The organism is Novipirellula aureliae (assembly GCF_007860185.1).
GTDB lineage: Bacteria > Planctomycetota > Planctomycetia > Pirellulales > Pirellulaceae > Novipirellula_A > Novipirellula_A aureliae.
This window is the reverse complement of the sequence record NZ_SJPY01000005.1, coordinates 398,556-412,709: the sequence shown is the minus strand read 5'-3', so window position 1 is coordinate 412,709 and position 14,154 is coordinate 398,556. Positions and strand designations below refer to the sequence as shown.

The 14,154-nt window shown below is 53.5% G+C and carries 16 protein-coding genes and 1 other RNA gene; 6 read left to right on the top strand and 11 right to left on the bottom strand.

Annotated elements, in window-relative coordinates; genetic code table 11:
* The first annotated feature begins 98 nt into the window (after positions 1-98).
* The 3 genes from Q31b_RS16740 to Q31b_RS16730 all read left to right on the top strand — a co-directional run bounded on the left by Q31b_RS16740 (position 99) and on the right by Q31b_RS16730 (position 3,210).
* The gene (locus Q31b_RS16740) at positions 99-1,553 is read left to right on the top strand and encodes a DMP19 family protein (RefSeq protein ID WP_146600796.1); all 1,455 of its coding nucleotides are present in this window, start codon (positions 99-101) and stop codon (positions 1,551-1,553) included.
* On the top strand, positions 1,553-1,789 hold the full coding sequence (locus Q31b_RS16735) for a hypothetical protein (protein WP_146600795.1): 237 nt from the start codon (positions 1,553-1,555) through the stop codon (positions 1,787-1,789). Before Q31b_RS16740 ends, Q31b_RS16735 begins: the two co-directional genes overlap by 1 nt.
* Positions 1,790-1,899: 110 nt before the next feature.
* Complete coding sequence (locus Q31b_RS16730; RefSeq protein WP_146600794.1) at positions 1,900-3,210, top strand: DNA modification methylase; 1,311 nt, start codon at positions 1,900-1,902, stop codon at positions 3,208-3,210.
* A gap of 9 nt (positions 3,211-3,219) precedes the next feature.
* Here Q31b_RS16730 and Q31b_RS16725 read toward each other — a convergent pair whose 3' ends face one another.
* The 7 genes from Q31b_RS16725 to Q31b_RS16695 all read right to left on the bottom strand — a co-directional run bounded on the left by Q31b_RS16725 (position 3,220) and on the right by Q31b_RS16695 (position 5,400).
* Positions 3,220-3,540: a hypothetical protein gene (locus Q31b_RS16725; protein WP_146600793.1), complete on the bottom strand. Its 321-nt coding sequence runs from the start codon at positions 3,538-3,540 to the stop codon at positions 3,220-3,222.
* A 12-nt stretch (positions 3,541-3,552) separates the two neighbouring features.
* Complete coding sequence (locus Q31b_RS16720; protein WP_146600792.1) at positions 3,553-3,774, bottom strand: DUF4314 domain-containing protein; 222 nt, start codon at positions 3,772-3,774, stop codon at positions 3,553-3,555.
* Positions 3,775-3,785: 11 nt separating this feature from the next.
* The gene (locus Q31b_RS16715) at positions 3,786-4,019 is read right to left on the bottom strand and encodes a hypothetical protein (protein WP_146600791.1); all 234 of its coding nucleotides are present in this window, start codon (positions 4,017-4,019) and stop codon (positions 3,786-3,788) included.
* A 241-nt stretch (positions 4,020-4,260) separates the two neighbouring features.
* Positions 4,261-4,494, bottom strand: a complete 234-nt coding sequence (locus Q31b_RS16710) for a hypothetical protein (protein WP_146600790.1) — start codon at positions 4,492-4,494, stop codon at positions 4,261-4,263.
* A 9-nt stretch (positions 4,495-4,503) separates the two neighbouring features.
* Positions 4,504-4,998, bottom strand: coding sequence for a winged helix-turn-helix domain-containing protein (locus Q31b_RS16705; protein ID WP_197171695.1), 495 nt, complete (start codon positions 4,996-4,998; stop codon positions 4,504-4,506).
* Positions 4,999-5,027: 29 nt separating this feature from the next.
* An RNA gene (locus Q31b_RS16700) (hammerhead ribozyme type II) lies at positions 5,028-5,089 on the bottom strand.
* A gap of 59 nt (positions 5,090-5,148) precedes the next feature.
* A complete protein-coding gene (locus Q31b_RS16695) occupies positions 5,149-5,400 on the bottom strand; it encodes a hypothetical protein (RefSeq protein WP_146600788.1) in 252 nt (83 codons plus the stop codon).
* 65 nt (positions 5,401-5,465) lie between these two features.
* On the opposite strand from Q31b_RS16695, the gene Q31b_RS28385 reads away from it, so the two are divergent.
* Entirely contained in the window at positions 5,466-5,615 is a 150-nt protein-coding gene (locus Q31b_RS28385; protein ID WP_197171693.1) for a hypothetical protein, read from the top strand.
* 67 nt (positions 5,616-5,682) lie between these two features.
* Here Q31b_RS28385 and Q31b_RS16690 read toward each other — a convergent pair whose 3' ends face one another.
* The 3 genes from Q31b_RS16690 to Q31b_RS16680 form a co-directional block, all read right to left on the bottom strand.
* Positions 5,683-5,892 (bottom strand): hypothetical protein, encoded by a 210-nt coding sequence (locus tag Q31b_RS16690; RefSeq protein WP_146600787.1) that lies wholly within the window; start codon positions 5,890-5,892, stop codon positions 5,683-5,685.
* 132 nt (positions 5,893-6,024) lie between these two features.
* Positions 6,025-6,300, bottom strand: coding sequence for a hypothetical protein (locus Q31b_RS16685; RefSeq protein WP_146600786.1), 276 nt, complete (start codon positions 6,298-6,300; stop codon positions 6,025-6,027).
* Between the two features lie 285 nt (positions 6,301-6,585).
* Positions 6,586-7,446, bottom strand: coding sequence for an amidoligase family protein (locus Q31b_RS16680; RefSeq protein ID WP_197171691.1), 861 nt, complete (start codon positions 7,444-7,446; stop codon positions 6,586-6,588).
* A 249-nt stretch (positions 7,447-7,695) separates the two neighbouring features.
* Here Q31b_RS16680 and Q31b_RS16675 point away from each other — a divergent pair, with 249 nt between their 5' ends.
* The gene (locus Q31b_RS16675; RefSeq protein WP_146600784.1) at positions 7,696-7,902 is read left to right on the top strand and encodes a hypothetical protein; all 207 of its coding nucleotides are present in this window, start codon (positions 7,696-7,698) and stop codon (positions 7,900-7,902) included.
* A complete protein-coding gene (locus tag Q31b_RS16670) occupies positions 7,892-10,153 on the top strand; it encodes a terminase gpA endonuclease subunit (protein WP_146600783.1) in 2,262 nt (753 codons plus the stop codon). The genes Q31b_RS16675 and Q31b_RS16670 overlap by 11 nt, the downstream gene beginning before the upstream one ends.
* Before the next feature lie 258 nt (positions 10,154-10,411).
* On the opposite strand, the gene Q31b_RS16665 is transcribed toward Q31b_RS16670, so the two are convergent.
* Positions 10,412-13,594, bottom strand: coding sequence for an HD domain-containing protein (locus Q31b_RS16665; protein WP_146600782.1), 3,183 nt, complete (start codon positions 13,592-13,594; stop codon positions 10,412-10,414).
* Positions 13,595-14,154 lie beyond the last annotated feature (560 nt).

The window sequence follows — 14,154 nt, the reverse complement described above, 5'->3', positions numbered from 1 at the left end:
AGAATGCCGCTGATCTTACCTTCGCGTCGGACTTCAATTACGTCCGACGTAAGTGTTCGCAACGCAGATGATCAGATCCGTAAAGAGGGAAACAAAACGTGGCCAAGTTTTTAATTGTCGTCATCATTCTTTTTGCTTTTGGTCTCGCAATTCGACATTTCGCCAGGACTCGCGCCGGCCAAACGGAAAAGTCACCGGGGTTCAGGGAGTTTGTGAAGAACCCGGAGCTCTGGAATGATATGATCGCCGGGCATGAAGAGACCGACGCAACCGCAGAGCTGGCAAACTCATGGAGCGTCGAGGAAATTCGCAGCAATGTGGAGAGATATGTTTTCGCCCCTGAGTCACCACGAGAACTTTGGGAACTCGGCCGAGTCCTCAGATCTCTATCGCCTCGGACAAATGACGCGCTGATGTCAATTTTGGCTGACGAGTCGAAGCAAGGGCAGCTGGCAAAGCTGCAGCAGGGAGATCTTCTGGAGGAGGCTCCCGTCATGCGCATCTGTGAGTTATTCGACGGCAACATGCCTGTGCAGGCTATCCCGTTGCTTCGGCCATTTCTTTCTCACGAGTCCGACGAAATTCGTAAGAACTGTGTTTTGGCAATCGCCGAAACAGGCTTGCCGGAATCGTTGCCCGCCGTCGAACGAGCGATTGAAGACAAGGACGAATATGTCCGCTCTTATGCCTTGATGGGGATGAAAAGAGCGATCGAAGCGAATGAGCTTTCACCGACTGTCTCCACAGGTGCTCTGCCATTCCTTGAGTCTCTGGTTCGACGAGATCAAAACGTCGAAGATGCCGCTCGCATCCTGACGCAACTTGACTCAGCCCGTGCTGCGTCGTTCCTTCTTTCGGACGAAATTTTGAATGACAATCGAAGGTATCTCCACGAAATCCTGCGAGTGATCAATCAGTTCGATCTGGAAATTGGGCGAGATAGGGTCAAGTCGTTGATCCAGACCTACGCCGGCCGAGAGATGAAGTATCCCAACAACTACGCTCTGGGTGAGTCGCTCGCATTGCTCGGTGTACACAAAATGGCCGAGGATGCCGCTCTCCTCGAGGAATTTAGCAATCACCCCGACGACAAGGTGTCCGAGGGCGCGGCTCGCGGGTTGATCGCCAGCCATGGCCTGCAAAACTTTGAAGAACGGATCTGGGAAAAAGAGAAATCTGGCGGCTGGGAGTCTCTCAACAAAGACCAGCAAATGTACCTCGCAGTGTTTTGGCTGGATGCAGAGGTTAATAACGGAGGACATTCTCAGTACTTTTTCAACTCCGCGGGCAGCAACTGGGCGGTTGCGCAAGACGGGTTGAAGGCTATGGGATTTACCGAGCGGCTAGCAATTTTCAATGGCGTATTGAGCTTATTCGGGGAAGAGAAGCCATTCCGCAACCGAGACGAGCGACATGAACAACTTGCTTCCGTCTACGCAAACAACGAGGAGGCTTTCGACAAATTCGACTCGAAATACTATGCAGCCATTGAGAGTGTTGAAGTTCTGTTGCGACGATTTGTGATTCAGAACGCTGAGAGTTTTGTGCAGTAATGGCTGGTGTTGTCGAGTTGTTTCGGAACGACTTTTGTGATTCACTACGACACGCCAGAGATTATGTAAAAGCAAATGCGGCGATGGAGCCGTCGACCAACGATGTGCTGCTTCGCGCCCGCCAACACAACACGCCAATCGTCGTGTGGCGAGACGGCAAAGTCGTTGAGCTCGATCCATTCTCGCTCGAGTTCGGTGATGTCCGCGAAGAGCAACCGCCGGCAAACGAAAAGTAAGTCGCCGATCTGTAATCGGTGTTTCAAAAAATGACCTAACCAACCACCCATTTAGCCAACCACCAAACGACCCCTTTTCCGTTTCTTCACCTCTGGAAAAGGACACTGCTATGCAGGTCGAAATGTGGTCGCTTGATCGAATCAAGCCTTACGAGAATAATCCGCGTTTGAATGACGATGCCGTTGACGCGGTCGTTCAGAGCATCAATGAGTTCGGTTTCCGCCAGCCGATCGTCGTTGACACCGACGGCGTCATCATCGTTGGTCACACCCGGTTCAAAGCCGCCAAGAAAATCGGGTTGACCGATGTCCCGGTTCACGTCGCACGGGACATGGAACCCGACGCGGTCCGCGCCTACCGGATCGCCGACAATCGTACTGGCGAGAACGCCGAATGGGATTTTGATCTACTTCCACTCGAAATGGGAGCGTTGCAAGACGCAGGTTTCAATTGTGAACTGCTCGGTTTCGATGCCGACGAACTGTCGATGCTGCTTGATCCCGGTGTCGGCCAAGGATTGACCGATCCCGATGATGTCCCTGAGCCGCCCGACGACGCTATCACTCAACGTGACGACATTTGGATCCTCGGCGATCACCGTTTGATGTGTGGTGACTCGACCAGCGTCGAAGACCTGGACCGGCTTTTGAATGGCGCGACGATTCAATTGTGCAATACAGACCCGCCGTACAACGTGAAGGTTGAACCTCGTAGCAAGAACGCAATCGCGGCCGGCAACAGTTCCTTCGAAGCTGGCAAGGGCAAGACCAAAGACGGTCCCAAGAAGATGCGTGCCAAGGACCGACCACTGGCCAACGACTTTGTTTCGGACGAGGAGTTCGATCGGCTGTTGAAAGCCTGGTTCGGCAACATCGCTCGCGTTTTGGAACCCGGCCGATGCTTCTATATCTGGGGAGGCTTTTCGAACATCGCAAACTATCCACCCGTGTTGTCATCAAACGGCTTGTATTTTTCGCAAGCCATCATCTGGGACAAGATGCACCCGGTCATGACGAGAAAGGATTTCATGGGTGCCCACGAATGGGCATTCTACGGATGGCGTGAAGGGGCGGGCCACAAGTACTTCGGCCCAAACAACGCGACCGATCTTTGGCACATCAAAAAGATTCCGCCACAACAATTGGAACACCTGACCGGCAAACCGGCGGAACTCGCTGTGAAGGCAATGCAGTATTCGTCTCGCAGGGGCGACAATGTGCTTGACTTGTTCGGCGGCAGCGGATCAACATTGATCGGCGCGGAGCAAACCGGACGCAAGGCGTTCTTGATGGAACTCGATCCGCCGTACTGTGACGTGATCGTCGACCGCTACCAACGATTCACCGGCAAACCAGCGATATTGGAACGGACCGGCGAATCACCGATCCCCGTCGGCAAGCGTGAGGAGAATATGCGCTGAGGTCGCCTACTAGAATTCCTTGCAGGACCAAGTTCCGTCTTCAAAGACATAAACGTACTTGGCACCACAGTTCCTTGCGAATTCGATCAGTGCCGCGATGGTTGGCATCATCGCGGTCGGATTACCGTCAGCAAAGTACTCCGGTTCGCCGGTCTCTCGTTGTAGGCAACGAAGATCGCCGCCGCGGACGAGTGTCTGGGCCTCGGTTTGGTTTGCAAAGTGTTGCATCAGTATTGCTCCAGTGTGGTCAGGATATCCGTCGTAGTGAAGGTAAACCGCGTCGTAGAATCCGTCAGCGCGGCGGACAGCAATGGTCGCACGTGTGGACATGGATGTTGCTCCTTAGTTCGTTTTGTCGGCCTCGGTGGCAACGATTGCCACTTGGTCCGGTGGAATGGAAAGCATCAGTGACCGGTCTGTGTCCCAATCGACATCGACCTGCGTCCAGTCGCCGTGAGGATAGACACCGACGACCGTTCCGGGCGTTCCGGCGGGAATCGGGTCGAAATCATCGGTCATCGAAATTAAGCGTACGCGGTCACCCGCCTTGAGATTGTTTTGCATCGTTTCGGTTCCTAGTTACGAGCGTTGTTGGTTTCGTCGACCAAAGCGGCCACTTCCGAAAGTTGAGCGTTGACCAAGTTCAACGCTCGCACGTGCGTCCATCGCAAGGCCTTGTTGTCCGGCCGAATCATTCGGTCGAGTTGCAACTCGATGTGTTGCAGCAGGTCGCGTGAAATCTGATGAGCGTTTTCGTAAGCCGCAGCCGGTTCGATTGGCCGCGCATTCAAGGTTTGCACTTTCGTCATTTCGTTTCTCCGTTCGTGTTGTTTGAAAAGTCGTTCGTACAACCACACATGAGCCATGGATTTGCCAACACATCAAGCGAAGTCTTCGAAACATTCCAAAACTTCAACATGTTTGTCGTCGGAATACGATTGCCCGCGACGTTGCCGCGTGTGGCGTCGCTCGGGTGCGCCGCGTTGTTACGCCAGTCACGACGAAACGCCCGCACGTTTTGAACGTCGGGCGTTGTCGGCGATGTTCGGACTAGAAGCCGAGCGGCACCAAAACATGGGCGTTCCTGCCCGTGATCGCGAACTCTTCGCCGGCTATTGTCCTCGCAAAGATCACGTCTCCGTGGCGGACCAAGTATTCCACCAAACCGGCTTCAAAGTTGTAGCCGGCAATCGACCGCAGTTCGTAACCCATGTCGGGTTCGGGCGCTGCGGTTTCTCCTTCGGCCAAGTCGTTGACCTGGCGGACGTCGCAAATAAACTTCATGGCTTCGTCCTATGCTCTCGCCGTGAACCGGCCTCGTTCCGTTTTAACGAAGCGGCTTTCATCGCCGCGTTTCATGTCGCGGAGGATCGCCGAGTACAGCGTGGCGTGCGGAGTCTTACCGCCAGGGCTTTCCCACAGTCCGGCGTCGACCATCGCGGTAATCATCTCTTGCGAGTTCATCGGTTCGCCGCTGTCGGTCAGAACCTTCAACGCGGCTTTGACGCAAGAGAGCTTCTTTTCGCCACCGGCGTTATCGTTCGTTTTCTTCTCGACGCGTTTTCGTGCCCGCGTTTCGCTTGCGGGCGTTTCGGTTGCCGGCGTCACAGTGGCTCGCGCCAAACCGTGCAACCGACCGGCCGTTTTGATTCGCACCTTCTTTCCCGTCGAAAGATTCGTGGCGTCCCAGCCTCCATTATGGTTTTCTGCTTCAATACGCACCGTCACCTTTTTGTTGGTGACCGTTGCGAAGTATTCGCCGCCAATCTTTACGTCTGCCTTCTTCATCGTTCGTTCTCCGTTTGGGTTTCGTTCGTGGATGGCTGCCATCGTCAGGCCGCGGGAACCACCCGCGACAACGCCCGTTTGCGTTTCGGCTTTCGTTCTTGCGAGTCGTGCCGCGGTTCCGTCCGCGGCGTTTGCCTCGCTGCGTGCGGGTTACACAACCGCGCCCAAGAGGCTCTTGTTGAGCCGGTCGAGCATCTCGCAAAAGATGTAGTGCTCTTCCAAAAGCGGGCCGTTCGGTCCCAGGTCCGCGTCGGCCTTTTCGAGGGCGTCGACCAAGGGGCGAAGCTCGTCGGCAATCTTGTAGTACGACTGGCGAATCTCTTGGTAGGTCTCCGGGTCGAGCTTTCGAATCTCGGTGCGAAGGGCGGCGACTTTGGTCTTTTGGGCTTCGTTCATGGACATGGTTTTGTCTCTCGTATAAAAGGGTTTGAACTCGTTTTGCCGTTTGGCGTTAAAACACATGAGCCATGCATTTCGCAACACAGCAAGCGAAGCCTGGGAATAATTCGCAGTCTTTTTCGATGTTTCCAAACGCCGCCGACGTTCGCGTTTGTGGGCCGGAAAAAGATGTCGGCATGGTTTGCCGTTTGTTGGCAACCTCGCGTAACTCGGGCTAACATCGGCGGCGATTCAACGAGAAACGGCCGCGTTGGCGAGCGCGGCCGAAAGGTTGCGGGTGGGAATCTATTCGCCGGCTGGAGCAACGAAATCCTTCAATTCCTTGAGCCGTTCGCAAAGGTGCTGCAGCGATCCGACGTGTTCCCAATTGATGGGATGGTCGGCATCGGGGGCCGGCATGTCTTCGACGAGTTGGTGAAGGTCTTCGAGCAAGGTCAATGCCCGGACATGCGCGGTGGTGTAAGCGTCTTCGACTCGAGCGGTGTTCTTTGCCATAGTTGGGTCTCCGTTGTTGGAAAGAGGAAATGCGTTTGTGTTGACATACATGAGCCATGCGGTTTCAGAACAAGCAAGCGGAGTTCGGGAAAGTTTCTAATGGTTTCCCAAACTCACTTTCGCTGGCCGCGATTAGCAATCGCGGCATGTCTCCCAAGCCCGTTTGCTGCCGTAGCAGATCTGGCCCCCTTCCACGATGTAGATCGTGTTGTCCTCGGCAACGTCTTGGTCGTCGAAGTACTCGCTGGGGTCGTCTTCGCTGGCCTGGTTCATTTCGATGCCGCTGGTAACACCAGCGATGTGGTTCTCGAACGGCCAGTTCTCCTGCGTCATCAACCGTATCTCGGCGTCGCCGCCGTGTTCTTCTGCGTATTCGGTCAACAGGTTGATCAGGGTTTCAAGCGTCATGTTTGGTTCTCCGTTTGGGTGAAAGTAAATGCGTTTCGTATGTCCACACATGAGCCATGGATGTCGGATTATCTCAAGCTAGTTTCGAGAGGAATCTGCAGTCTTTTTCATTGTTTCTGGATCTCGCCGACGTGGCCCACGAACGCACCGTGTGTAGCAAGCGATAACAGTGGCCTTCTATTACTTACCTATGCCGTTTCGCCCCCACGTTGCCCAAAGTTCCCACTAGAAACGAAGAGACGCCGCGATCTAGTTCGCGGCGTCAATCGGGCGGGGAGCCGGCCGTTAAGCCGCCCGGTCATACTTACGGGCCATTTCCAAAAGTTTCCTTTTGGTTGCCTTCCAGTCGCAGGTTTGGTCGGCGGCCGAAAGTTCGCCGAACCGTTTGTTTCGCAGTTCGCCCTTGTACCAACCCTTGGTCCAGCCGAGCCGGTAGAAGAGCCGGTTCAGTTCCGTTTCGCCTTCGCCCGCGCCGGGGCGATCCCAGCAGCTCTTGGTTCCAGGTTTTTTCGCGTAGTCCCATCCGCTGCAGCGTTTTGTATTCAAGGCGAGCTCTACCAAGCCGATGCACATTTGAATGTAGCCGAGAGCCTTGGCCTTGTTGGTCGTACCGGCGAAGGCCCGGAATTCGATTCGGTTTCGGCCGCGAGCCAAGTGTGTCAGGTTCAAAAGGTGGTAGCGGTCCGATTCGCAGCGTCGTTTGGCTTCGTCTTTGTTGCCGTAGGCTTTGACCGTTTTGGCCCAGTTGGTTCGTTCGCGTCGTTTCGTTCCCGTCGATGCGTAGATGGCTCGTTCGTGGTTTCCGACCAAGCTGATCAGGCGGGAAAGGGCCGCGGCGTCGCCGTTGAATTCGATCGTGACGTGTACGCCGCAAGAGTAGTTTACCCGTGCGCCGTGTTCGTTGATTTTGTCGAGGGCGTCTTCTACTTGGCGGAGCCCTTGGTAGCCGCGAAGTTTCGGCGATACGAATTCGCATCCTTTGCGGTTGGGGGCGAGCGTTCGAATGCTGCTGTCGCGTTCGGCTTTCCATCCCGTCGGCAGCCAAGGGACCTGCGTTCCGTTGTGGTATCCGCCGATCGGCGTTGTGTCGTTCGAGGGCAAGGTCGTTTCGAATTCGATACCGAAGGCGATGTTGTTGGCGTGCATGTTTGTGTCTCCGAAGGGTGTGTAATTCGTTCGTGTTAATACACATGAAGCCATGGCTTTCGGGACACCTCAACTCAATTCTGGCAGTAATGTTTCAGTAATCTTTAGGTTCTTTTGTTCGCCCACACGCCCCCAGTTTTGGCCCAACATGGCCTTCCAAAACATGCGGCCGACCATGGAAAACATGCATTCATTCGCGACAGTCGCCGACCTGTGCGGCCTGTTGCCAAATTCCCCTAGAGGCTCGTTATGGAAGACAAACCGAAACCCATCAATGTCAAACGGCTACCGGTGGAACAGCTCGCCAAATTGTTAAGCAGTGCCTACAGACAACGCGTGCCGCTTGAGAAAATCACTGCCGACATTGAATCCGGCGCACCAACCAACGCCGACGGAACGGTCAACGTCGTTGACTACACCGCTTGGCTATTGCAGGAGAAACACCGTGGCGATTGATATTCTTAGAATGAAGCCGAGCGAGTGCTGTCGAACGCTCAATAGCACTTCGCTGGCAACGGTGATCAACGAACGGCAGCTCTATCGCTACCGAACCGAAGCAGGCCTTCGCATCGGTGACGGAACGCACGTGAACTTGTTGCAGTTCACTGCTTGGCTAATCGAGAAACGCCACACACCAAACCCGCCTGCCGATGCAGATCCCTACGGCAAGGTTAAAGACAAGGCTCGAGCACGAAACGCTGCGATCGCTCTGGCAGGTCGCGACATCGGTGGCTTGCCAGTCGTTGAGGATCCGCAGCGTAAAACGATGGCAGCCAATAGCTTTCGCTTTTTCTGCGAGGCGTATTTTTCGCTGACGTTTCACCTGCCTTGGTCGCCGGACCACTTGAAGGTGATCGAGCGCATTGAAGAAGCCGTCGTTCGCGGCGGACTATTTTCGCTAGCGATGGCACGCGGTAGTGGCAAGAGTTCGCTTGCGGAGGTTGCCTGCATCTGGGCAGTGCTCAATGGCTATCGTGATTTCGTCTGCCTGATCGGTAGCGACGAAGGTCACGCTTGCGACATGCTCGATTCAATCAAAACCGAACTGGACGCCAACGAACTGCTACTGGCCGACTACCCAGAGGTCTGTTTCCCAATCCAAGCGTTGGACGGCATCTCCAACCGGGCCAACGGACAACTCTATCAAGGCAAACGAACCCAAATCGGCTGGACCGCGAAAGAGGTCGTTCTACCGACGATCGCTGACAGCAAGGCGAGCGGCGCAATTATCAAGGTCGCCGGATTGACCGGACGCATCCGCGGCATGAAGTTTAAACGCCCTGATGGCAAGACAGTAAGACCTTCGTTGGTTGTCTTAGATGACCCTCAGACGGACGAGTCCGCGAGATCACTTTCGCAATGCGCGAACCGTGAAGCGATCCTCGCTGGCGCGGTGCTTGGACTCGCCGGACCTGGCAAAAAGATCTCCGGCATCATGCCATGCACAGTGATCCGCCCCGGCGACATGGCTGACAGCATTCTGGACCGCGACAAGCATCCCGAGTGGAACGGTGCGAGGACACGAATGGTCAACTCGTTCCCAACCAACGAAACGCTGTGGGAACGCTACGCCGAGATTCGTGCCGAAGGTTTGCGTGCTGGCGACGGTGGCGCTGCGGGTACGGAGTTTTATCGCCAGAACCGCCGGGCAATGGACGAAGGTGCTGAGGTTTCATGGAAACAACGCTTCAATCACGACGAGCTGTCGGCGATCCAACACGCAATGAATTTGAAGCTGCAAGACGAAGCGGCCTTTTTCGCCGAGTACCAGAATGAACCATTGCCGGTAGAAACCGTAGATGCCGACCAACTCACCGCCGAGCAAGTCGCCAATAAGATCAACGGAATGAGTCGGTGTTGCGTCCCGATTTCCGGCAACCATCTCACTGCTTTCATCGACGTCCAGGGCAAACTACTGTTCTACGTTGTCGCCGCCTGGGAGGACGATTTCACCGGCTACGTCGTCGATTACGGATCATTCCCCGATCAGAAGCGTCCCTACTTCACGCTCCGCGACGCCAGGCACACGCTCGCGACCGAAGGCACCGGCCTCGAAGGCTCGCTCTATGCCGGCATGGAAAAGCTGACCACCGACTTGCTCGGCCGAGAATGGCAACGCGACGACGGCGCGGCTATGAAGATCGAACGCTGCCTCATCGACGCCAACTGGGGCCACTCCACCAACGTCGTCTACCAGTTCTGCCGACAAAGTCCCCACGCATCGATCCTTCTTCCTTCACACGGTCGTTTTGTTGGCGCATCCTCTAGTCCTTTCAGCGAATACAAACGTCGGCCTGGCGATCGAGTTGGCCTCAACTGGCGAGTCCCCTCGGTCCACGGCAAGCGAGCGATCCGCCACGTCATTTACGACACGAATTGGTGGAAGTCGTTCACGCACGCCCGACTCGCCGTCGCGATGGGCGATCGCGGTTGCCTTTCCATCTTCGGCGACCGCGCCGAGCAACACCGCCTGTTCGCCGAGCAAGTCACCGCCGAATACTTCGTCAAGACAGAGGGGCGCGGACGAACTGTGGACGAATGGAAGGCGAGGCCAGAGCAACCCGACAATCACTGGCTCGATTGTCTTGTCGGATGTGCCGTTGGAGCTTCGATGCAGGGTGCGTTGCTGTTTGGGACGGATAATCATGTGGCTAGCCGTCGCGAACGAGTTAGTTTCAAAGAGCTTCAACGCCGAAAGAAGGGATAATCGCAAGGTTTGCAAAGTTACTTGGTGGCTAGAGCGTGCTCCGGCGTCGGCCACCGGAGAGTCTACGCCGCTTGGAAAGACTTGCGCCGGCCTGAGGAACTCGTCCAGTTTTGTCGGCTAATAGTGAGTTGTAACGTACGGGACCGCAAGCGATTGCCTGCTTTGAGTCTTGGTACTTATTCTTACTTGGAACCTTTTTTTCTTCGCCGACAAAGTGATGGTGTAATTGGTCGAATATGTGTTAAGCGAGTAGTCTTGTCAGCGATAGCAAATTTCCACACGCATCGGCCCGGAGAGGGCCTCCATTTCAGATTCAGTAAACTCACATAGGCTACATTCGACACACAGCAAGCAGAAGGTCTTGAGCCATTCTGGAAGAATATTTTCGAACCGACCACCACGATAATTCTGATAGGACGTCCTCCACAAACTAAGCTCTTCATAGAAGATCTCTAGACGCTTTTGTTCCGCTTTGTTCAGTCGCGAACGATCCGATTCGTATCGACAAAACGCTCGCTGTATGGCAGGTGCAGCCGGGTGAAGCGAGTTGAAGTGTGTACACAATATCGACGATCTGCTAAACCTGCTCTCGATGGACAGGACGCAAACACAATCACTCATTTCCCCCGAAATCGGAAAAGCTTTAAATTTTGAATATCCTAAATGAAACGTCTCGCGTTCAGCAAAAACTTCTCTTTTTCGACGGAGCGTGAACAGGTGATAGTCGCCGTCTATCAAGTGTCCATGGAATCCAGTTACTTCAAAAACTCTCGAGATTATGTTGCGAAACACTGCGCTGAGTGAAAGCCATTCTGCTGCAACATTATCACGATAACAGAATCCAAGGCTGTCCACTACAACTTCACGACCATGGCCTAGGACACGTTCTGAGTCACAGCGAACACCTTTGAGCCATTTCTCAATGTCTGGCCATTGCTTAGAATGGCGACGGTCAGTCATGAATGCGTTGGAGACAGTCTCGATTTCGTTTGGAAGCTCTCCAACAGTTTTGAGAAATAGTTCGCCATTGCCATGAAATACGCCGATAGGAAAACTAACCATTGGAAATACATTGCCGATCTCACATGGCCAATAGCGTTTGACTCGAGCGACGACACGACAACGTTCAGCTAAATTACCTTTTTCGAAGTCATTGCCAAACGTCTTTCGCACATAATCGTTGATTGTATCAAAGACAATTTTACGTACCGGATCAATTGAATTGCGGATCGCCCTTCGTGACAATGTTACCTTCAATTCCGTGGCGACAGGATTGAGGTTTACCGCGAAGTGAGGTCTTGGACTGCCACCAGCAAAACATTGCATTTCAAAATTGCACTCAGGCACCTTGATTCCCTGAACAAAGACATCTACGTTATCTTTGGACCGTATGCTAGGAGGGACACAGTCGTCACTAGTTGGATTGCTAGGGCTTGGGGGCGGCGACGGCCAGCGAACATGGACTGTGTTTGTTAGGTTTTTGACAGAAGCATTGGTGCCCCATTGGCCGACCCCTTCAATAACGTATGATTCTAACAGATCGTCGGATGGTTCAAGGAATCTGATCGTGCCACTGAATTCAATGCCATCAATCGTGCGGCAGAATGTTAGTTGCCGTTCGGTATACAAAACTCCTGAATGCCCTTGAGCAATCGCATCAATGTAGATTTCGGGAAGCGGATAATTGGAGTGTTTGTAGAGCTCATACGCGGGGTATTGAAGGCTGAGGTTCTTGCACTCTTCAGCGGTCGAATCGGCAGAGACAATCAAAGTATGCATGCCCCCTTCATCGATGAGGATGGGCGTGGGGCAGAACCCCGCTAACGACTTAAGGTAACTTGTCGCATTGAAGCCCCCGCAATTTGCAAGCCAACTATTAGTTAGCTTTTGTTCTGACAGTACTACCTCTACCGACGTGCCAATTGGGCCCGTGTTTTCGCCTAAGTTGCTGACACGAAATTGCTGTGTAGGCTCCGAGATTTCAACCAGAAGCCCTTCGGAAGATCCCCACCTGGGATCTTTTCTTGTTTGTATTGTAACTAAATCCGCTACCTCAAAGCAACTCAGCAACCCAACGCCAAATCGTGAGATGGGTTTAATTTCGCTTTTAAGCCTCTCGAAATCTTTGCTTATGTAGTAGCTTTTTCCGATGCATGCCAAATACTCAGTGACGATATATTGATCCATCCCCACACCGTCGTCCGTTATCGATATAGTTGGATTTCCGGCGTTATCGTGCGTAACGACAAACCGTATCGACTGTCTTCCTGGCGAAGCGTCATTGTCGGCCTTGTAAAGATCTGCCCTTAAGCGAGTGGCATCGATTGCATTTTGAAGCAACTCTCGTAAAAACACGTAAGGGTCGCTATCGTAGATTTCCCCACCAATCAATTTGATCATGGCTGTCCGATCGAATTTGAAACGGATATCTATTGGGACAAAACCTACCGGTTGCACCTGCCAGTCCAGTTCGATGTTTCCCAGTCCATAGTTCAAACATGCACGCAATGCCTGGATGTTTTCTTCAATTTGAGCGTGACAATAGCGTTTGAGATCAAGCAGTGCAGAGAAGAGTCTGTGATCAGATGTCTTGCCGTGTACGCATATCTGCCTGGGGATGTTGGCTTCTTCGCATGAGTCGATCGACACCGCATCAAGGATGTGATGTTTCTTCCATTCGGTAGCGGAGTACATGTTTTTCGGATTCACGAATTTCCACAAAGAATATGGGGTTCGATTGCTTCCGATGTCCAGGAGGTCAATGAGCCGCATGTAAATGGCAAGAGCCTTCAAGTTGACTTGTTTTCCAGCCACCGGCCTCTTCTCGCCCATGCATCGAATATCCGAGATTTCCATGCCGTGAGCGGCTGAAACTTCACCGACTGCGATACCGAGATGCCGAGTGTCTTCCTTGAAATACGCTTCAATCCGTTGCCTGCTCCGTTCGGCGTGAGTCAGACGCACATAGTTTCGCCACAATTCCTTTTCTACCATTGCCTCCTCCCTCACAAACCCAAATTGATTTGTCTCGATGCCTGCTTCGTTCGCAAATTGGGACCATAGGTGGTGTTCCTTTGGAAGAAGTGCAAATGCAGTGTGCTGCGGTGGTTTGCCGGTCACGATGGCAGATTTCTCATCGTTACTCACTGCCATACCCCAGTCATGGCCGTAAATAGAGCATGCCAATATGCATGCTTCCACACCGTTCAGCTGTTCGACCTTGCTGTCGAGCAACTCATCTACTATGCGAAATAGTGATTGGATGTGATTGGACTCGTCATGTGGCGTAAACTCGTCGAATAGCTGATTAGTTTGTGCTAGTAGTGGAGCGACATGTGATGCGAAATTGCGAACGATCGAATCAAGAGTGCTAGGTAGTGTTGAGTCCTTGCTTGTCGCTTCAAGCCTCGAGGTAAGCTTGCATGTAGGGAGGTCGTGCATCTATGCGTTCCTGAAAGCGTGCTGTCGGTCGAGTACAATTTGTATGCCGGTGTTTTCTCCCGCAAGCATAGCACAGCGGAGGTTATCCGCTTAGGGCGGGAAAAAGGTACGGGTGAGGAAAAGGTACGCGGACTTTTTTTTGCGGAGTTGCAGGTCGGTTTCAGCGTTCCGGTGGCCGACGCCGGAGCCGATTTCTCTTTTCTCCGGCATGCTCCGGCTTCATCGTTCGGAGCGTTGGACGGTCCCGTGACTCCGTCCCAACATACCTCGCTTTGATGCAGTATCCGCTGGGCTAGAAGTCCCCGCATCGTATTACAAGAGGGCCTACCGGCTCTTGGAACGAGATATTGGTGCCAAAAGCTAGCGTGCCGATGAGTTTTAGCACTCTTGGGAACGGGAGTTCGTGGATTGAGGCCGGACCGCCACCCTGCCGGCCGTATCAACTTCGCCATAGCTTCGGGAACTGCAACTAAATGAAGCTGCGCAAGCGAAATTGCATCTTTTTTCCCTGGCGTTCCGCCAGAATGCCTCGGGTGAGAGTAGTTCAAGGGGTAGAGAGC